This window comes from Agrobacterium sp. NPDC090283 (assembly GCF_044769685.1).
In the GTDB taxonomy this organism is placed as follows: domain Bacteria; phylum Pseudomonadota; class Alphaproteobacteria; order Rhizobiales; family Rhizobiaceae; genus Agrobacterium.
In genome coordinates this window covers 468,208-486,056 of record NZ_JBIVYG010000002.1, presented here as the reverse complement: position 1 = coordinate 486,056, position 17,849 = coordinate 468,208, and the positions used below count along the sequence as shown (strand labels likewise).

At 59.9% G+C, this 17,849-nt stretch carries 15 protein-coding genes and 1 pseudogene; 6 read left to right on the top strand and 10 right to left on the bottom strand.

Translation table 11 applies throughout. From position 1 onward, the window contains the following. Window positions 1-69: 69 nt before the first annotated feature. The 4 genes from ACIQUH_RS05165 (at window position 70) to ACIQUH_RS05150 (ending at window position 4,469) form a co-directional block, all read left to right on the top strand. Complete coding sequence (locus ACIQUH_RS05165; RefSeq protein ID WP_400812946.1) at window positions 70-576, top strand: molybdopterin-dependent oxidoreductase; 507 nt, start codon at window positions 70-72, stop codon at window positions 574-576. 9 nt (window positions 577-585) lie between these two features. Beyond that, entirely contained in the window at window positions 586-2,520 is a 1,935-nt protein-coding gene (locus ACIQUH_RS05160) for a putative bifunctional diguanylate cyclase/phosphodiesterase (RefSeq protein WP_400812945.1), read from the top strand. 160 nt (window positions 2,521-2,680) lie between these two features. Next, on the top strand, window positions 2,681-3,376 hold the full coding sequence (locus tag ACIQUH_RS05155) for an FkbM family methyltransferase (protein WP_400812944.1): 696 nt from the start codon (window positions 2,681-2,683) through the stop codon (window positions 3,374-3,376). A gap of 256 nt (window positions 3,377-3,632) precedes the next feature. Further along, window positions 3,633-4,469, top strand: a complete 837-nt coding sequence (locus ACIQUH_RS05150) for an alpha/beta fold hydrolase (protein ID WP_400812943.1) — start codon at window positions 3,633-3,635, stop codon at window positions 4,467-4,469. A 198-nt stretch (window positions 4,470-4,667) separates the two neighbouring features. Here the strand turns inward: ACIQUH_RS05150 and ACIQUH_RS05145 are convergent, their stop codons facing one another. The 8 genes and pseudogenes from ACIQUH_RS05145 to ACIQUH_RS05110 form a co-directional block, all read right to left on the bottom strand. Further along, window positions 4,668-6,050, bottom strand: a complete 1,383-nt coding sequence (locus ACIQUH_RS05145; RefSeq protein WP_400812942.1) for an FGGY-family carbohydrate kinase — start codon at window positions 6,048-6,050, stop codon at window positions 4,668-4,670. After that, window positions 6,047-6,370, bottom strand: coding sequence for an L-rhamnose mutarotase (gene rhaM, locus ACIQUH_RS05140; protein ID WP_400812941.1), 324 nt, complete (start codon window positions 6,368-6,370; stop codon window positions 6,047-6,049). The genes ACIQUH_RS05145 and rhaM overlap by 4 nt, the downstream gene beginning before the upstream one ends. Before the next feature lie 3 nt (window positions 6,371-6,373). After that, on the bottom strand, window positions 6,374-7,384 hold the full coding sequence (locus ACIQUH_RS05135) for an ABC transporter permease (protein ID WP_400812940.1): 1,011 nt from the start codon (window positions 7,382-7,384) through the stop codon (window positions 6,374-6,376). After that, window positions 7,381-8,382, bottom strand: coding sequence for an ABC transporter permease (locus ACIQUH_RS05130; RefSeq protein ID WP_400812939.1), 1,002 nt, complete (start codon window positions 8,380-8,382; stop codon window positions 7,381-7,383). The genes ACIQUH_RS05135 and ACIQUH_RS05130 overlap by 4 nt, the downstream gene beginning before the upstream one ends. A 14-nt stretch (window positions 8,383-8,396) precedes the next feature. Further along, window positions 8,397-9,932, bottom strand: a complete 1,536-nt coding sequence (locus ACIQUH_RS05125) for a sugar ABC transporter ATP-binding protein (RefSeq protein ID WP_400812938.1) — start codon at window positions 9,930-9,932, stop codon at window positions 8,397-8,399. Between the two features lie 18 nt (window positions 9,933-9,950). After that, window positions 9,951-10,123: pseudogene (locus ACIQUH_RS05120) on the bottom strand (riboflavin biosynthesis protein RibD); the annotation flags it as partial. Window positions 10,124-10,141: 18 nt separating this feature from the next. Continuing rightward, window positions 10,142-11,152, bottom strand: coding sequence for a rhamnose ABC transporter substrate-binding protein (gene rhaS / locus ACIQUH_RS05115; protein WP_400812937.1), 1,011 nt, complete (start codon window positions 11,150-11,152; stop codon window positions 10,142-10,144). A 47-nt stretch (window positions 11,153-11,199) separates the two neighbouring features. Then, window positions 11,200-12,030 (bottom strand): DeoR/GlpR family DNA-binding transcription regulator, encoded by an 831-nt coding sequence (locus ACIQUH_RS05110; protein ID WP_400812936.1) that lies wholly within the window; start codon window positions 12,028-12,030, stop codon window positions 11,200-11,202. A gap of 200 nt (window positions 12,031-12,230) precedes the next feature. Here ACIQUH_RS05110 and ACIQUH_RS05105 point away from each other — a divergent pair, with 200 nt between their 5' ends. Together ACIQUH_RS05105 and rhaI are read left to right on the top strand one after the other, a co-directional pair. Further along, window positions 12,231-14,327, top strand: coding sequence for a bifunctional rhamnulose-1-phosphate aldolase/short-chain dehydrogenase (locus tag ACIQUH_RS05105; RefSeq protein ID WP_400812935.1), 2,097 nt, complete (start codon window positions 12,231-12,233; stop codon window positions 14,325-14,327). A gap of 237 nt (window positions 14,328-14,564) precedes the next feature. Next, on the top strand, window positions 14,565-15,857 hold the full coding sequence (gene rhaI / locus ACIQUH_RS05100) for an L-rhamnose catabolism isomerase (RefSeq protein WP_400812934.1): 1,293 nt from the start codon (window positions 14,565-14,567) through the stop codon (window positions 15,855-15,857). Window positions 15,858-16,043: 186 nt separating this feature from the next. Here the strand turns inward: rhaI and panB are convergent, their stop codons facing one another. Together panB and panC are read right to left on the bottom strand one after the other, a co-directional pair. Next, complete coding sequence (panB, locus tag ACIQUH_RS05095; protein ID WP_400812933.1) at window positions 16,044-16,892, bottom strand: 3-methyl-2-oxobutanoate hydroxymethyltransferase; 849 nt, start codon at window positions 16,890-16,892, stop codon at window positions 16,044-16,046. Continuing rightward, window positions 16,889-17,767, bottom strand: a complete 879-nt coding sequence (gene panC / locus ACIQUH_RS05090) for a pantoate--beta-alanine ligase (protein WP_400812932.1) — start codon at window positions 17,765-17,767, stop codon at window positions 16,889-16,891. The genes panB and panC overlap by 4 nt, the downstream gene beginning before the upstream one ends. Window positions 17,768-17,849: the final 82 nt, after the last annotated feature.

Genomic DNA, 17,849 nt, shown 5'->3' with positions numbered 1-17,849 from the left:
TGTCGGTTCCCTTAACCTTTAAAGGTTGGCGAAAACCCTCGACCTGAACGTTATCGATGGAGAAAAAGTATGAGTTTCGCCCGGGTACTTCTCAGTGCGTTCTTGTCGCTCGTGTGGCTTTCCTGTGCCGGGGCCGCGGAAATTGCCAAACCGCAAGGAAAACCGATATTAACCATATCCGGAAACATCACCAATACGAATGCCGACGGTGCCGTGCAGTTTGATCGCGACATGCTGGAGGCGCTCGGCATGGAGACGGTGGAAACCACGACACCCTGGCATGATGGCCGTGTCCGTTTCGATGGCGTTTCGCTGGCGAAATTGATGGATATCGTCGGCGCAAAGGGCACGAGCGTCACGGCAGTCGCTCTTAACGATTATGTCAGTACGATACCGATTGAAGATTTTAAGAAATTTAACGTTATTCTGGCGATCAAGCTGGATGGCAACTACATGACAGTTCGCGAAAAAGGCCCGTTGTTCGTCATTTATCCCTATGACAGCGATCCGGAGCTGCAGAAGCAGACCTATTATTCGCGGTCCGCATGGCAAGTTGCCAAACTGATAGTGGAATAAAGGTGCCGTTTGCGAAAACTTGTGGCGGTGATCATCTGTTGCTTCGTCCTGGCAACGGGCTATATCGCTTTCGTCATTGCCGAGCGGCAGACCGCTCTGCAGAAATTTGCCCGCTACAATGATTCCTGGGCCGTCAGCCAGACCGTAGCCGAATATCTGCGTCTCCAGAACAAGCTGGCCGTCTTTGCGCTCAGTCCCGGCAAGATCGACCGGGATGAGTTGCAACTGCGTCTGGACATCATGCTGAGTCGCCTTGAGCTTCTGAAGCAGGGCAATCTGGGCGCTTTCATCAATGAAAAGCCGCAATGGCGGGATCTCGTAACCCGCCTCGATGCCGTTCTGGCGCGCCTGGAGCAGGATGTGAACAGCCTCACTCCGGCCGAGGTGCCCGATCTGCTGTCGGCGATGAGCGCGCTCGATGCGCCGATGACGACGCTTGCCTCGTCCTCCGTCGCTTATGACGTCAATCTGATCGATACGGCCCATGAGGATGTGCGCAAGCTGCACATCGTTTATACCGCGCTGGCGGGCGGCCTGATCCTGTGCGGTATCGCGCTTGTCATATTGCTGCTTCGCCAGAACGATCTCCTGAACCGCGCGCAGAAAAGCATGCGCGGCCTGACGGACGATCTGCGCGCCGCCACGCTGGAATTGCAGGCGAAGAATGTCCGGCTCGAGCACGATGCCTATCACGACGCGCTGACGGGGCTGCCGAACCGCGCGCTGTTCCGGCAGGAACTGATCGAGAGGTTGCGCCGATCCTTCGGCGGCACGGGAACGACAGCCATTCTCCTGCTCGATCTCGACGGGTTCAAGGACGTCAACGATACGCTCGGCCATGATGCGGGCGATGCGCTACTTCAGGCCGTGGCACAGCGCCTTTCGGCCATTGGCGGCGATTATGACATGGTCTGCCGTCTGGGTGGCGACGAATTTGCCGTCGTTTCCGACGACCTGAACGAAGATGCCGCCCGTCGGCTGGCCACCAAGCTTATCGACCAGATCAGCCGCACCTACCAGTTGGGTGAACAGGAGGTCAAAATCGGCACCTGCGTCGGCATTGCCATATCGCATGGGGCTGTCGATGCGGATGAATTGTTCAAGCGTGCGGACCTGGCGCTTTATGAAGCGAAAGCCATCGGCCCGGGTCGGGCGAGTGTGTTCAAGGTCCGCATGCAGAAGCAGCTGACCGAGAAGAAATCCTTCGAGGCCGATCTGCAGACCGCGTTGCAGAACGACGAGATGGAGGTTTATTACCAGCCGCAGGTCGCGACGCAGACACGCAAGCTTTGCGGCTTCGAGGCACTGCTGCGCTGGAAACATCCCGTGCGCGGCGATGTGCCGCCCAGCGTGTTCATTCCCGTGGCGGAAAGAACCGGTCTTATCCATTCGCTCGGAAAATGGGTGATGGAGACCGCCTGCCGCGAGGCCATGCGATGGGACGAAGACATGAAGGTGGCGGTCAATCTTTCGCCGGTTCAGTTCCACAGCACCACTCTCATCCAGAACGTCATGGGCGCGCTTGAGAAAAGCGGGCTGGAGCCAAGCCGGCTCGAGCTTGAAATCACCGAATCGATCCTGCTCAACAAGAGCGACCAAACGATCAACACGCTGTCGCGGCTGAAGGCCGTCGGCATCCAGATCGCCATGGATGATTTTGGCACCGGTTATTCCTCGCTCGCCAATTTGCGCGGTGTGCCCTTCGACAAGATCAAGATCGACCGCTCGTTCCTGCGCGATATCACCAGCGACCGCGACGCGCTGGCGATCGTGGAATTCGTGGTGGGTGTGGGACGCAGCCTGCGGATGACGACGATTGCGGAAGGCATCGAGACGGAAGAGCAATATGAATGCGTGAGGCGTCTGGGATGCGATCAGGTTCAGGGATATCTGATCAGCCGACCATTGCCGGCCAAGGAACTCGTGGCCTGGAGTTCCGTTTGAGAGGGGCCCGTTTGCCGGCGGCCGTATCTTGAATTTTTACCACGTCATAGTGTTGCTTGCGAAAACCGATACCGGTTGCCGCTCCGATGCTGTAGAGCATTCCCGGTCGATATCGGATCATTCCGACGATGCGGCCGGGTTTTGCGAAAAGGCTTGAGACATGGAAATACTGGACGTGCATGGAGTTGCCCTTCCCCTCTCTTCCGATGAGGTGTCGCCCGTCATCTGGCAGGCGCTGACCGACGGCAGCTATGAGGCGAAAGAGGCTCGCAGCGTCCTGAAAGCCATCAGGCCCGGTGATCGGGTTCTGGAGCTGGGATCGGGTATCGGGATCATCACGTCGATCATCGCTGGCATTGAGGATGTTTCCGTCTGGGCCTTCGAGGCCAACCCCTCCACGGCGGCGCTGGCAGAACGGGTAATCAAGGCCAATTGTCGTGGCAATGTCGTGTTTTCACAGGGGCTTCTCACCGCCGACGAGCCGAGCTCCTATCCTTTTTACGTCCGCAGGGATCTCTGGATGTCGTCCATGGACGAAAATCAGGGGCCTTATGAAAAGCGCATCGAAATCTCCTCGGCCAATATCGATGAATTTATCGCCAGCCGGGGCATTACCGCGCTCGTCATGGATATTGAGGGCGCGGAACGCGATCTGCTCGGCAGGGCCGATCTGACCGGCGTGGAGCGGATATTCGTGGAGCTGCACGACCATCTTTACGGTCTCGCCGGGGTTCGCGACATCATGCAGGCGCTGACCGCCAAGGGATATGCCTATGATCCGCGCGGTTCACGCGGGCCCTGTGTCCTGTTCTCGAAGGACGACAGCCCGAGGGAATACGATCCCGAGGTCGACTGAGGCCGAATAGGCCGCGCCGAATTCACGGAACCGTCCGCCCGTCATCTCGTTCTTTCCCTTGCATGAGGGCGCGGAGCGGGTTGATGCGCGTACCGGAGTTGGTATGCGGCTCGAGAAGATAATTTCATAAACAGCAATTCATTGCCAATTATTGTTGCAATTGTCGCAACCGCTGTCCTGCGTCATCATCCCTCCATCAAACCGGCGCACAACAGACCGCACCGGAGATGCCAACGCAACCGAAGGAGAAACGATCATGGGCTTTGTTAAGACGACAGACGGAACCGAAATCTTCTACAAGGACTGGGGCCCGAAGGATGCCCAGCCGATCATGTTCCACCATGGCTGGCCGCTCTCGTCCGATGACTGGGATGCGCAGATGCTGTTTTTCCTTTCCAAGGGTTTCCGCGTCGTCGCCCATGACCGCCGTGGTCATGGCCGTTCCGCCCAGGTTGCTGACGGTCACGATATGGATCGCTACGCCGCCGACGCCTTCGCGGTCGTCGAAGCTCTCGATCTGAAGAACGCCGTCCATATCGGCCACTCCACCGGCGGTGGCGAAGTGGCCCGTTATGTCGCAAAACATGGCGAACCCGCCGGCCGCGTCGCCAAGGCGGTTCTTGTTTCCGCCGTGCCGCCGCTGATGCTGAAGACCGAGGCCAATCCGGAAGGCCTGCCGATGGAGGTTTTTGACGGCTTCCGCTCGGCGCTCGCCGCAAACCGTGCGCAGTTCTTCCGCGATGTGCCGGCCGGTCCTTTCTACGGTTTCAACCGTGATGGCGCGACGGTTCAGGAAGGTGTGATCCAGAACTGGTGGCGGCAGGGCATGATGGGCGGTGCAAAGGCCCATTACGATGGTATCAAGGCTTTCTCCGAAACCGACCAGACCGAAGACCTGAAGAATATCAGCGTTCCGACGCTGGTGCTGCACGGCGAAGACGACCAGATCGTGCCGATCGCCGACTCTGCCCTGAAATCGGTGAAGCTGTTGAAAAACGGCACGCTGAAGACCTATCCCGGCTTCTCGCACGGCATGCTCACCGTCAATGCCGATGTGCTGAACGCCGATCTTCTGGCCTTCATCAAGGGCTGATCCTTCTGCAAAATTGCAATGCGGCCGAATAGTCGGCCGCATTTCTTGATCGGTCCACAACCTGTCCTTCGCATTCGACGCCATCCTCGGGCTTGACCCGAGGATTCACAGAAACACGAAGAATGGATACTCGGGTCAAGCCCGAGGATGACGGAGCGTGTGGAGGTGGGAGACGGAGGTATTTCCCGCCTCATGTCATCAGACTAGCTTTGCCCTCCAAGCGTCGCGGTAGGAACCAAGTCCTTCAATGGCGTCAGGAGCGAAATGACGCTCGCGACCGGCAAGCGGTTTGATACCGGTAAGCAGGGCCGCGCCTGCGCTGGTGCCGGTAGACCCTTCGACCGCCGTTACTTCGGTCCCTGCAAAGCCGGCCAGCGCCTTCAGATAAAGCGCGTTGCTGGCGAAGGGGCCTTCCACAAGGATCGGACCTTTCCGCCCGATGAGCGAAAGGCTGCATTCCGTCATCAGGGCGAGATAAAGCGATGTCGCCGCGTGCCGTTCTGCGGCCGTGGCATTTTCATCGGCGATCCAGCGCGCCGCCTTGTCGGGAAATGGGCCGGAGCCGCTGACGACGCTCGGCAGCAGCATCATGCCTCTGGCAATCACCCCGCCGAGAGCCGCGTCAATCGCTCCGTCTTCCGCTGCCCCGAATTGCTGCGCCAGCATTTCATATTCCCTGCCGCCCATGAAGCGGGAAGAAGGAACGGGACGGCCGAAAGCATCGACATTCAAGAGGGTGTCACGGGTGGGATCGAGCACGTCCGCCACGCCGCCGATGGCGAAATTCACCACCCAGGTGCCGGTGGAGACGACCGAAAAATCACCGTCCCGGCGCAGTAGATGCGGCAGGAGCGACGCGTTGGAATCGTGGATGCCGCAATAGACCGGCATATCCGAAGGCAGATCGGTTTCCTGCGCCAGCGATGGGGGGATCGTTCCCAGCACATCGAAAGCGGAGCGGACCGGCGCCATCAAATGTGCGATGTCGAGGTGCTCGACCAGCGAGGAGAAACTTTTTCGCCGTGGGTTCCAAAGATCCGTATGGCAGCCGAGTGAGGTCGTTTCCGTCGCCTGAACGCCAGTCAGCCGCCCCGCCCAATATTGCGGATAGGTGACGATGCTGCGCACTCTGGAAAAATCGTCAGGGAACGCCACTTTCTGAAAATGGATTTGCGCGCCAAGGTTCAGTCCCACGGGAAGCTGCGGTGAGCCGGTCTCGGCAAAATCGGGCCTGATGCGGCGATAGGCCTCCTGAATGGCTGCGGGATAGCCGTGTTCATAATCGAGCACCGGCATGGCGAGATCGCCATTCCCATTGAGAAGTGCTGCCGAAGCGCCATGGGTGGTGATGGAAATCGCGTCGAAACCGGGCTTCTGGCCAAATTGCTGAAGCGCGGAGAGAATGAAACGCCAGAGCATCTCCACATCGTAATGCGGGTAGGGGCCATGGCGAAGAACGGGGTTCGTCCGCTTCTCCCCGGCAATTTCCTCTCCGCTGCCGGTATCGATGACGACGACCTTGGCGTTTGTCTTGCCGATATCGATGACCGCGACGCGGCCCGGTTTGATGCTGTCGCTCATGGCAGATGGAACACCGTCACCAGGTCTTTTGCGATGGGTGAATTATCGGGATTGCTCTCCATGATATCGGCCATATGCGCCCACCATTTCTTCATCACGGGATGGTCTGGCAAAGCCGCCATGCCGTGGTTCTTCGGGCGAGTCAGCACGCCGAACAGGATGCTGGTTTCCGGGTCGAGATGGATGGAATAATCGCTGATGCCCGCTCGTCTGAGAAGCACCACCAGTTCCGGCCATATCTCGTCATGGCGCCGTTTGTACTCTGCCTCTTTGCCGGCGAAGAGCTTCATCTTGAAGGCGTATTTTTCGAGTTCCGGCATGGCTCAGTTTCTCATGGCTCGAAGGCGGCGAACGACGATGGGGATGGCGATGGTAATGATCAGCAGCAGGCCGACGAAGATCGACATGACAATGCCCGGCACGTTCAGAAGACCGAGCCCGAAAGTGACGAGCCCCATGACGAAGGCGGCGATAACGACGCCCGCGATCGTTCCGGAACCGCCGAGGATCGACACGCCGCCCAGCACCACCATGGTCACCACCTCAAGTTCCCATCCTTGAGCGATGGAAGGACGCGTGGAGCCGAGCCGCGAGGTGAGGCAGACGGCGGCGATGCCGCTCATCAGGCCGGTCAAGAGAAAGAGGATGAATTTCACCCGTTCGACGGGAATGCCGGAGAAGCGCGCGGCGAAGGGGTTGGTGCCGATCACATAGACCTGCCGGCCGAAATTGGTGGCGTGCAGCAGAATGGCGAAGAGGATGGCCATGACGATGAACAGCACGAATTCGAAGGAGATGACGGAGATCACGTAACCCTGGCCGAAATAGGCGAAATCGGCCGGGTATTTGCCATAGGCCTGATCGCCCAGCACCATGTAGGAAATGCCGCGAAACAGGCTCATCGTGCCGATGGTGACGACGATGGACGGCAGTTTCAGTCCCGCCACCAGAAAGCCGTTGAACGCCCCGCACAAAAGCCCGGTGCCGATGCCGATGGCGACGAGGCCCGTCGTGCCGACCCCCATCTGTACGGCGGCACCCATGGCGGTGGAGGCGAGCGCGATGATGGCGGCGACCGACAGATCGATTTCGCCGGCGATGATCAGAAGCGCCATGGCGAAGGCGATGATCGCCTTTTCCGTGAAATTGAAGGTCGCGTCCGAGAGGTTCCAGGCATTGAGAAAATAGGGCGAGGCAAGCGAATTGGCGATGAAGATGAGGATCGCAACACCCAGCAGCAGCACTTCCCAACTCGCCATGGTGCGGCTGAGCGATGTGCCGAGCCTGTCGGGGATGATGCGGGAAGCCTGCGTCGGTTGAGAGCTCGTGCTCATGCTGCGGCCTCCTTGGCTTGATCGGCTGCTGCGCGGTCGCGCAGAATGATACGGCCCTTTCTCGCTTCTGCGCGGGCGTTGAAGACGACGGCGAGCACGATGACCACGCCTGATATCGCCATCTGCGCGAAGGGCGAAATGCCGATGACGGGCAGGGCATTCTTGATGACACCGAGAAACAGCGCGCCGAGCACGGCACCGGCCACCGAGCCGATGCCACCGGCAATAGAGATGCCGCCGATCACATTCGCCGCCACGCTGTCCAGTTCGAAACCGGCGGCGATATCCACATAAGCGACGGCATAACGCGACACCCAGAGATAGCTCGCGAGACCGGCGAGCGCGCCTGAGAGCGCGAAGGCGAAGAAGCGGGTGCGGCCGACATCGATACCGGCATAGACCGCCGCACCCGGATTACCGCCCGACGCATAGGCCGCGCGGCCGAAGGATGTACGGGTGAGCACCAGCCAGGCGCCGGCGATGATGAGGATCGCCACCCAGGAAAGAACCGGCATGCCGAGGATCACGGTGCGCGGCACGTTGAGGAAGGTGGGCGAAAGCTGGTGCGCATTCACCCAGCCGCCGCCCGACAGCACGAAGGCCATGCCGCGATAGATGGTGAGCGTGCCGAGCGTGACGACGATGGGAGGAATGCCGAGCCACCAGACCAGAATGCCATTGAGGGAACCCAGAAACGCGCCGATGCCGACCGCCATGACGATGAGAAGCGGCAGCGGAATGCCCGGAAAGGCGGCATTGGTCATCGCCACGGCCATGCCGGTGAAGGCGAGATTGGCGGCAACCGAAAGATCGATGGATTTGGTGAGAATGACCGCCATCTGGCCAAGCGCCAGAATGATGAGGATGGACGTGTCATTGAAAATATTGACGAGATTGCCGGGCCGGCCGAAACCGGGTGCGCGCAGCGCAAAACCGGCGATCATGATGAGGATGATGCCCGCCAGCAGCAATTCGCGATTTTTGAGTAGACGTTGCATGTTCGTGGCCCCTCTCAGGCATTGCCGGTGGCGGCGCGGACCAGCTTTTCCGGAGAAAAATCGGCGCGTTCGAACTGGCCCGCCATCAGGCCTTCGCGCATGACGATGGCCCGGTCGGACATGCCGAGGATTTCGGGAAGTTCGGATGAAATCATGATGATCGACAGGCCTTCGGCCGCAAGTTCGCTGATGAAGCCGTGCACGGCGGCCTTGGAGCCGATATCGATGCCCTTGGTCGGCTCGTCGAGAATGATGACCTTCGGCTGGGTGGCGAGCCACTTGCCGATCACCACCTTCTGCTGGTTGCCGCCTGAAAGCGTGCCGACCGGTACCGAAAGCGCGGCGGCGCGCAGGTCGAGGCGAGAGGCATATTTGCGCGCCAGCGCGAATTCATTGGCGGCGGCCAGAAACCCCTTGCGCGAGGTGCGGGTGAGGGAAGGCAGCGACATGTTCTGGTAGATCGGCATGTCCAGCGCCAGCCCGTGGCGGCCGCGCTCTTCCGGCACATAAACGATGCCGGCCCGGATCGCGTCCTCCGGCGAACGGATGGTGAGCGGCCGACCTTCCAGCGTGACCTGCCCTGAAGCTGGCCGGGTAATGCCGAATAGCGACTGGCAGAGTTCGGAGCGGCCGGCGCCGATCAGCCCGTAAAGGCCAAGAATTTCACCCTTGCGCAACTCGAGCGAAATATCGCGGAACTCCGTCTGGTGCGAATAATCGCGCACCGAAAGAACCGTCGGGCCGAGTGTGACCGCCTGCTTGGGAAAGGCGTTCGTCACATCGCGGCCAACCATGAGCCGCACGATTTCATCCTGCGGTGTGGTGGCAAGCGTGCCGGCACCGACCATCCTGCCGTCCCGGAACACCGCATAATTCTGAGCGATTTCATAGACTTCATCGAACTTGTGGCTGATGAAGAGGATGGCCTTGCCCTGCCGCTTCAGGTTTTCTACGATGCGGAAGAGATCGTCGATCTCCTTGCGGGACAGGGCGGCTGTCGGCTCGTCCATGATGACGATCCGCGCTTCGACCGAAAGCGCCCGGGCGATAGCCACGAGATGGCGCTGGGCGATCGACAGGTCTTTCAGCCGGATGGAGGGATCGATGGTGCTTTCCAGCTGTTCCAGCAGAACCCTCGCGCGCGTGTTGATCGTCTTCCAGTCGATCAGACCGAAGCGGCCTTTGGGCGCATGGCCGAGGAAGATGTTCTCGCCGACCGAAAGCTCATCGAACAGTACGGTTTCCTGATGAATGGCTGTCACGCCGGCATCGATGGCATCCTGCGCGCTATGAAACGTCACGGCCTTGCCATCCAGCAGGATTTCACCCTCGTTCGGGCGATAGATGCCGGTGAGGATTTTGACCAGCGTGGATTTTCCCGCACCGTTCTCGCCGATCAGCGCGGTGACCTTGCCGGGATAAAGCGCGATATCGACGCCATCCAGTGCTTTGACGCCGGGGAATATCTGGCTGATGCCGCGCATTTCGAGGATGGGCGTGGCGCTCGAAGCCTCTGTGATATTTAAAGTTTGGGTTTCAGCACGCATCATCAGGTCTTACCGGTCAGTTTGATTGGAGCGGCGAGGGGCACCCCCCTCTGCCCTGCCGGGCATCTCCCCCTCAAGGGGGGAGATCGGCAAGCGGATGGCACCCTGCCTTATGGATCGAGCGGGTGCGGCATATCGATCTCCCCCCTTGAGGGGGAGATGCCCGGCAGGGCAGAGGGGGGTGCCCTCCGCACCGCCGGATATTATCAAGATCAAAAAATCTTCGAAAACTGATCGATATTCTTCGCGTCATAAACAAACGGATCGGCCATCGCCGCTTCGCTGTTTTCGCCAACCTTGATCTTGCCCATGCGGCCCGCCTCGATTTCCGTGCCCGGCTTGCCATCGGTTTCACCCTTCACGAGGCGATAGGCGATCTGGGTGGCGGAGTAGCCGAGGTCGATCGGGTTCCAGATGGCGAATTCCTTGGTGGCGCCGGACTTGATGGCACCGGCCATTTCAGACGGCAGGCCAAGGCCGGTCACATAGACCTGACCGATCTTGCCCGCATCCTTCACGGCCTGCGAGGCGGCGAGAACGCCAACCGTCGTCGGTGCAACGATGACCTTCACATTCGGCTGCGAGGAGAGCAGGCCCTGCGCTTCGCGGTAGCTCTTGTCGGCAAGGTCGTCACCGTAAACCGTGGTAACGAGGTTGAGGCCGGGGAAGTCCTTCAGCTGCTTTTTCATCTCGTCGATCCAGATATTCTGGTTCGTGGAGGTGGTGGTGGCCGAAAGAATGGCGAAATCGCCCTTTCCACCTTCCAGATGCGATGCGGCGAGCTGCAGGCACATCTTGCCGATCAGCGCATTGGACGAGGGGTTTAGCTGGAGAATGCGGCCTTCGGGCGCGACGCCGGAATCCCAGGAAATGACCTTGATGCCGCGCTGCGCCGCCTTTTTCAACGCCGGAACCACGGCGTCGGGGTCATTGGCGGAAATGGCGATGGCATCGACACCCTGCGCGATCAGCGAATTGATGACTTCGATCTGGCCCTCCGCCGTGGTGCTGGTCGGACCGGTATAGATGATCTCGACGCCGCCCAGATCCTTTGCGGCCTCCTGCGCGCCCTTGTTGGCGGCTTCGAAAAAGCCGTTGCCGAGCGATTTGACTACCAGCGCGATCTTGACGTCTGCTGCGTGGGCAACGCTGCCAAGCCCCGCGACGGAGAGCGCCGCGCCAAGCGCCAGAACGCTCGTCAATGTTCTGCGTGTAAGTTTCATGTCCCTTTTCCTCCCGTTTTGAACCTTGTTTTTCCCTCCGGTGCTCCTCAGGCGACCGAAGAAGAATCCTCTTCATCCGGCGGGGCGGCCGTCTTGCCATCCCCCGCTGCGCCGGCGATCAGCAATTCGACGCCGGCATTTTCCACCATCCTCGCCGCCTCATCCGAAATCCCGTCATCGGTGATGATGGTGGTGACGTTTTCGAGCGGGCATAAAATCAGGCTGGATCGTTTTCTGAATTTCGAGGAATCGACCATCACGATCAGCTCTTCGGCCTGTCGCATCAGCTTCTGCTCGCTCTGGATGACCAGCGCGTCGGATTCCATGATGCCGAGTGCACCCACGCCCTGCGCGCCGAGAAAAATACGCCGCGCATAAAAATTGCGGATCGCATCATTCTCGAAGGGCGACAGGATCAGGCTCTGATCGCGATAGATCGCGCCGCCCGGCACGCTGACATTGCACTTGGAATGCTTGACCAGATGCTCGGCAATAGCGAAGGAATTGGTCATCACCTGCAGGCGGCGCGCCGCCATGTAATGCACCATCTGGAAAGTGGTCGTGCCGCCATTCAGGATGATCGCGTCGCCATCATTGCAGAGATCGACTGCTTTGCGCGCAATTGCGCGTTTCTTGTCGATATTGACTGATTCGGAAACGCGGAACGGCCTTGCCGCCAGATTGCCGAGCTGCGGCGGATGCACCGCTTCCGCCCCGCCGCGCACGCGCCGCAATTTTCCCTGAACATGCAAAGACGCGATATCCCTGCGGATCGTCGCTTCCGACGCATCCGTCAGTTCGGCAATATCCTGCACCGTCACGACAGCTTTTTCCTGCGTGGCGCTCAAGATGATGCGATGGCGTTCGCGTTCGTGCATGGGGTCCTCCTGACCGTGATTATTCGCAATCTCTTTACGTTGTCAATCAAGAACGATCAAATTAATCAATATCGCGCTGCAACATGAAAATTTATGATCGTTTTTGATTGACATTGTGCTTTTGGATGCGCGATATCTGCGATCAAAGGAGGCGGGCCGGTATCGGCTCCGCGAATGCAGACAGATATTGGGAGGAAGACATGACGGGAACATCCCGCCTTCTCGAAAGCCGTTGGGACGATGCCTATGCCAAAACGCTCGATGAGCCAGGCAAGCTGCTTTATCGCTCCAATCTCTTGGGTGCGGACAAGCGCATCACCAATTATGGCGGCGGAAATACATCCGCAAAGGTACTTGAGACCGATCCGCTGACGGGCGGGAAGGTCCGGGTCATGTGGGTGAAAGGCTCCGGCGGTGATGTCGGCACCATCAAGCTCGATGGTTTTGCCACACTTTATCTCGACAAGCTGGAAGCGCTGAAGGGCATTTACAGGGGTGTCGAGGATGAGGACCGCATGGTTGGCTTCCTGCCGCATTGCACCTTCAATCTCAACCCGCGCGCTGCCTCCATCGATACGCCGCTGCATGGTTTCGTGCCCTATGATCATGTCGACCACATGCATCCCGATGCGATCATCGCCATTGCCGCCTCGAAGAATTCGAGGGAACTGACGCAGCGGATCTTCGGCGACGACATTGGCTGGCTGCCCTGGCGCCGCCCCGGTTTCCAGCTCGGTCTCGATCTCGAGGCTTTCGTCAAGGCCAATCCGAGGGCCAAGGGCGTCGTGCTGGAAAGCCACGGCCTGTTCACCTGGGATAATGATGCCAAAGCTTGCTACGAACTGACGCTGGCCATCATCAACAAGGCGATCGAATGGTTTGCGGCTGAGACCGAAGGCAAGACGATTTTCGGCGGTGCCGCGGCCCAAAGCCTGCCGGCGAGCGAACGCCGCGCCATTGCCGCCCGGCTGATGCCTGAAATCCGTGGCCGCATCGGTCACGAGGAACGCAAGCTCGGCCATTTCGACGATCAGGATGCGGTTCTGGAATTCGTCAATTCGAAAAACCTGAAGCCGCTTGGGAATCTCGGCACGTCCTGCCCCGACCATTTCCTGCGCACGAAAATCCGTCCGCTGATCCTCGATCTCGATACCGCAAATCCCGATGTGGATGCGCTGACGGCCAAGCTCGACAAGGCGCTGGAGGATTACCGCGCGGATTACTCCCGTTATTATGAGGCCTGCCGCCACGATAATTCGCCAAAGATGCGCGACCCGAACCCGGTGATTTTCCTGATCCCCGGCGTCGGCATGTTGTCCTTTGCCAAGGACAAGGCCACGGCCCGCATCGCCGGCGAATTTTACGTCAACGCCATCAACGTCATGCGCGGTGCGTCCACCGTGTCCGAATATCAGGGTCTGCCCGAACAGGAAGCCTTCGATATCGAATATTGGCTGCTGGAAGAGGCGAAGCTGCAGCGCATGCCGAAGCCGAAGAGCCTTGCCGGCCGGGTGGCATTCGTCACGGGCGGTGCAGGCGGCATCGGCCGGGCAACGGCGGAACGGCTGGCGGGCGAGGGCGCCTGTGTGGTGCTGGCCGATATTGACGAAACGGCGCTGGAAGCTGCCAGTGGCGATTTCGTCAAGCGTTACAGCGCTGACGCGGTGCGTACCGTCAAGCTTGATGTGACGCAGGAAGATGCGGTCATTTCAGCCTTCGCGGAAGCGAGCGTGGAATTCGGCGGTGTGGATATTCTGGTCTCCAATGCCGGCATCGCCTCTTCGGCGCCGGTGGAAGATACGACGCTTGCCATGTGGAACAAGAATATCGACATTCTCGCGACGGGTTATTTCCTCGTCTCGCGGGAGGCGTTCCGGCTGTTGCGGCGTCAGAAGCTGGGAGGCAACGTGGTCTTCGTGGCCTCCAAGAACGGTCTTGCATCCTCTCCCAATGCCTCTGCCTACTGCACGGCGAAGGCCGCGGAAATTCATCTGGCCCGTTGCCTCGCGCTCGAAGGGGCGGAGGCGGGCATTCGTGTCAACACCGTCAATCCCGATGCCGTGCTGCGCGGTTCGAAAATCTGGAACGGCGAGTGGCGCGAGCAGCGTGCGGCCTCTTCCAAGATCGAGGTGACGGATCTCGAGGAACATTACCGCAAGCGCTCGATGCTGAAGCTCAACGTCTTCCCGGAAGATATCGCCGAGGCGATCTACTTCCTGGCCTCCGATGCTTCCGCCAAGTCCACCGGCAACATCATCAATGTTGACGCCGGTAATGCGCAGAGTTTTACGCGATAGGAATTTCGGTCGATGCCGAACATAAAAGAAGACGCGATGCTTTGGTAAGTGGCCGCGTCCCTTCTTCCGTCATTCCGGCCTTGAGCCGGAATCCAGCCAGCCCACGTCTTTGGGCTGAAAGGACTCTTCCCGTCGCGCAGACGTGCGTCGACTGGATTCCGGCTCAAGGCCGGAATGACGGAAGGAGGCGCATCGCGAGTCAAAGCATATGTTGAGTTCATTGCCCGGGAGGAAAAGATGACCGAGACGAAAATCGCCGCCGATCTGGTCGCGGCCGAAAACGACAAACGCGCCGGCGCGCTGAAGGACGATTACCAGGCGCTGGGCAACCAGCTGGCGCGCCGCAATATCGACATCGACGCCATCACGGCCAAGGTGGTACAATTTTACGTCGCCGTACCCTCCTGGGGTGTCGGCACCGGCGGCACCCGTTTTGCCCGCTTTCCGGGTGAGGGCGAGCCGCGCGGCATTTTCGACAAGCTCGACGATTGCGCCGTCATCAACCAGCTCACGCGCGCCACGCCGAACGTCTCCCTGCATATCCCGTGGGACAAGCAGGACCCGAAACGGCTGAAGGCCCATGCCGATGCGCTGGGCCTCGGCTTCGACGCCATGAATTCCAATACCTTCTCCGATGCACCGGACCAGAGCCATTCCTACAAATACGGTTCGCTCAGCCACACGGATGCCGCAACACGCCGGCAGGCGGTCGAGCACAACATTGAATGTATCGAAATCGGCAAGGCCATCGGCTCCAGGGCGCTGACGGTGTGGGTGGGCGATGGTTCGAACTTCCCCGGCCAGAGCAACTTCACCAGAAGTTTCGAGCGTTATCTCGCCGCCATGGCCGATATCTACAAGGCGCTGCCGGATGACTGGCGCATCTTTTCCGAACACAAGATGTATGAGCCGGCCTTTTATTCCACCGTGGTGCAGGACTGGGGCACCAATTACCTCATCGCCAATACGCTCGGCGAAAAGGCCTTCTGCCTCGTCGATCTCGGCCACCATGCGCCCAACACCAATATCGAAATGATCGTCGCCCGGCTCATTCAGTTCGGCAAGCTCGGCGGTTTCCATTTCAATGATAGCAAATATGGCGATGACGATCTGGATGCCGGTTCCATCGAGCCCTACCGCCTGTTCCTCGTCTTTAACGAACTGGTGGATGCCGAGCATCGGGGCGTGAAGGGTTTCCATCCCGCCCATATGATCGACCAGTCCCACAATGTGACCGACCCGATCGAAAGCCTGATCTCGAGCGCCAACGAAATCCGCCGCGCCTATGCGCAGGCTCTGCTGGTGGATCGCATCGCTCTCGACGGTTATCAGCAGGATAATGATGCGCTGATGGCGACCGACATGCTGAAGCGCGCCTATCGCACCGATGTCGAACCTATCCTTGCGCAGGCCCGGAAATTGGCTGGCGGCGCGATTGATCCGGTCGCGACTTATCGTGCGAGCGGCTATCGCAAGCAGGTCGCGGCGGAACGGCCGGCTTCGGTTGGCGGTAGCGGGGGTATTGTTTAGTCGTTTGATTTATGAGGTGTGCAAAGGCTGAGAGCAGGCGGAGATAGCTGATGCCATCGCCTGCACCTATCCTCCGTCATCCTCGGGCTTGACCCGAGGATACACCACCCGTTGCGCCATGGATCCTCGGGTCAAGCCCGAGGATGACGGCGGAGAGGTGCAGGCAAGGCTGCCATCGGGGTCCGGTCAAGCCTTCTCGCCCCCAGAACGGGACGGCTTGCGCACCTGAAACGTATGCTCCGGCCCTGGAAATGCACCGGAGCGCACCTCATCAGCATAAGCCGCCGCCGCTTCTGAAGCCGCCGTGCCGAGATCGGCGTAGCGTTTGACGAATTTCGGTTTGAAATCGGAAAACAGGCCGAGCATGTCGTCGGAAACCAGCACCTGCCCGTCGCAGGCCGGTGATGCCCCGATGCCAATCGTCGGTGCTGCGAGTTTTTCGGTCAATTCGCGGGCCAGCGGCTCGACGGTGCCTTCCACCACGATGGCGAAGGCGCCCGCCTGATCGACTGCAATCGCGTCGCGCCAGATCTTTTGCGTTTCCGCATCCGAATGTCCGAGCGAGCGGAAGCCGCCCGCGGTATGGACCAGCTGCGGCATCAGGCCTACATGGCCGAAGACGGGGATGCCGCGGGCCACCAGAAAGGCGATGGTCTCGGCCATTTCTTCGCCACCCTCAAGCTTCACGCCGTCGCAGCCGGTTTCCTGCATCAGCCGCACCGCATTGCGGAAGGCCTGTTCCTTCGATTCCTGATAGGTGCCGAAGGGAAGATCGACGATGACGCAGGCGTGTTCGACGCCGCGCATGACGGCGCGGCCATGGGCGATCATCATGTCCAGCGTGACGCCGACCGTCGTGTCCATGCCGTAAAGCACCATGCCGAGGGAATCGCCGACCAGCAACAGATCGCAATGCGGATCGAGCAGGCGGGCAATCGGCGTCGTGTAGGCGGTGAGGCAGACGATGCGCGCCTCGCCTTTCATCTGCCGGATGGAGGCTGTGGTCAGCCGCTTGTGTTTTGCATGGGCGCTCATCGGGCTGCCTCCCTTTTATCACTTTTGCCACGGCCGATGACTCTGTTGTCGAGCAGCCGTGTGCTGCCGACCCTGACGAACAACGCCACCAGCACAGGCCCCGCCTGCAATGAAGCGACGGGGGCGAGTGTATCTGGGTCGCGCACGGCAACGACTTCCGGTGCGGCCAGCAGCTCGGCTGCGATGAATTTTTCGATGGCCGCCTCGAATGCGGCGGGGTCGTCGAAACCTGCACCATAAAGCCGTTCCGCCTCATCCAGCGCGCGCGGCACGATCACGGCGGCGGCGCGTTCCGCGGGGCTCAGATAGACATTGCGCGAGGAACAGGCGAGCCCGTCCGCCTCGCGCACCGTGGCGACGGGAACGACCCTGACCGGCTGGGCGAGATCCTCGACCATGCGGCGGATCAGCGTCACCTGCTGATAGTCTTTTTCCCCGAAATAGGCGGCATCCGGCTGGACGAGGTTAAAAAGCTTGGTCACGACGGTCGTAACGCCGGCGAAATGCCCAGGCCGTACCGCACCTTCCAATTGGCTGCCCAGTTTGGGCACATCCACCACGGTCTGCATCGGGCGCGGATACATTTCGGAAGCTTCCGGCGCGAAAAGAATGTCGACGCCTGCCTCTTCGAGAAGTGTGCTATCCCGGGCAAGATCGCGGGGGTAACGGGCCAGATCCTCGTTTGCGCCGAATTGCAGCGGGTTGACGAAGATCGAAACCACTGTCACGTCATTTTCGGCCTTGGATTGGGCAACGAGCGTCAGATGGCCGATGTGGAGAAAGCCCATGGTCGGAACGAAGCCGATGGTTTTGCCCGCACGGCGAAAGGCCGCGGTGACATCGCGCAATTCGGCGACGGTTTTTACAAGATGCATGGGTCTCCTCCGGCTCCCCCGATCGCCGTCCGGCGAAAGGTGCTGGATAGAACGCGATTTGCCCAACGGGGTCAACGGAGGC

What these genes read in the sequence shown, in the direction of transcription:
- ACIQUH_RS05165 (WP_400812946.1), top strand. Translation starts at nt 70, where the DNA reads ATGAGTTTCGCCCGGGTACTTCTCAGTGCGTTCTTGTCGCTCGTGTGG.
- ACIQUH_RS05155 (WP_400812944.1), top strand. Translation starts at nt 2,681, where the DNA reads ATGGAAATACTGGACGTGCATGGAGTTGCCCTTCCCCTCTCTTCCGAT.
- ACIQUH_RS05150 (WP_400812943.1), top strand. Translation starts at nt 3,633, where the DNA reads ATGGGCTTTGTTAAGACGACAGACGGAACCGAAATCTTCTACAAGGAC.
- ACIQUH_RS05145 (WP_400812942.1), bottom strand. Translation starts at nt 6,050, where the DNA reads ATGAGCGACAGCATCAAACCGGGCCGCGTCGCGGTCATCGATATCGGC.
- rhaM (WP_400812941.1), bottom strand. Translation starts at nt 6,370, where the DNA reads ATGCCGGAACTCGAAAAATACGCCTTCAAGATGAAGCTCTTCGCCGGC.
- ACIQUH_RS05135 (WP_400812940.1), bottom strand. Translation starts at nt 7,384, where the DNA reads ATGAGCACGAGCTCTCAACCGACGCAGGCTTCCCGCATCATCCCCGAC.
- ACIQUH_RS05130 (WP_400812939.1), bottom strand. Translation starts at nt 8,382, where the DNA reads ATGCAACGTCTACTCAAAAATCGCGAATTGCTGCTGGCGGGCATCATC.
- ACIQUH_RS05125 (WP_400812938.1), bottom strand. Translation starts at nt 9,932, where the DNA reads ATGATGCGTGCTGAAACCCAAACTTTAAATATCACAGAGGCTTCGAGC.
- rhaS (WP_400812937.1), bottom strand. Translation starts at nt 11,152, where the DNA reads ATGAAACTTACACGCAGAACATTGACGAGCGTTCTGGCGCTTGGCGCG.
- ACIQUH_RS05110 (WP_400812936.1), bottom strand. Translation starts at nt 12,030, where the DNA reads ATGCACGAACGCGAACGCCATCGCATCATCTTGAGCGCCACGCAGGAA.
- ACIQUH_RS05105 (WP_400812935.1), top strand. Translation starts at nt 12,231, where the DNA reads ATGACGGGAACATCCCGCCTTCTCGAAAGCCGTTGGGACGATGCCTAT.
- rhaI (WP_400812934.1), top strand. Translation starts at nt 14,565, where the DNA reads ATGACCGAGACGAAAATCGCCGCCGATCTGGTCGCGGCCGAAAACGAC.
- panB (WP_400812933.1), bottom strand. Translation starts at nt 16,892, where the DNA reads ATGAGCGCCCATGCAAAACACAAGCGGCTGACCACAGCCTCCATCCGG.
- panC (WP_400812932.1), bottom strand. Translation starts at nt 17,767, where the DNA reads ATGCATCTTGTAAAAACCGTCGCCGAATTGCGCGATGTCACCGCGGCC.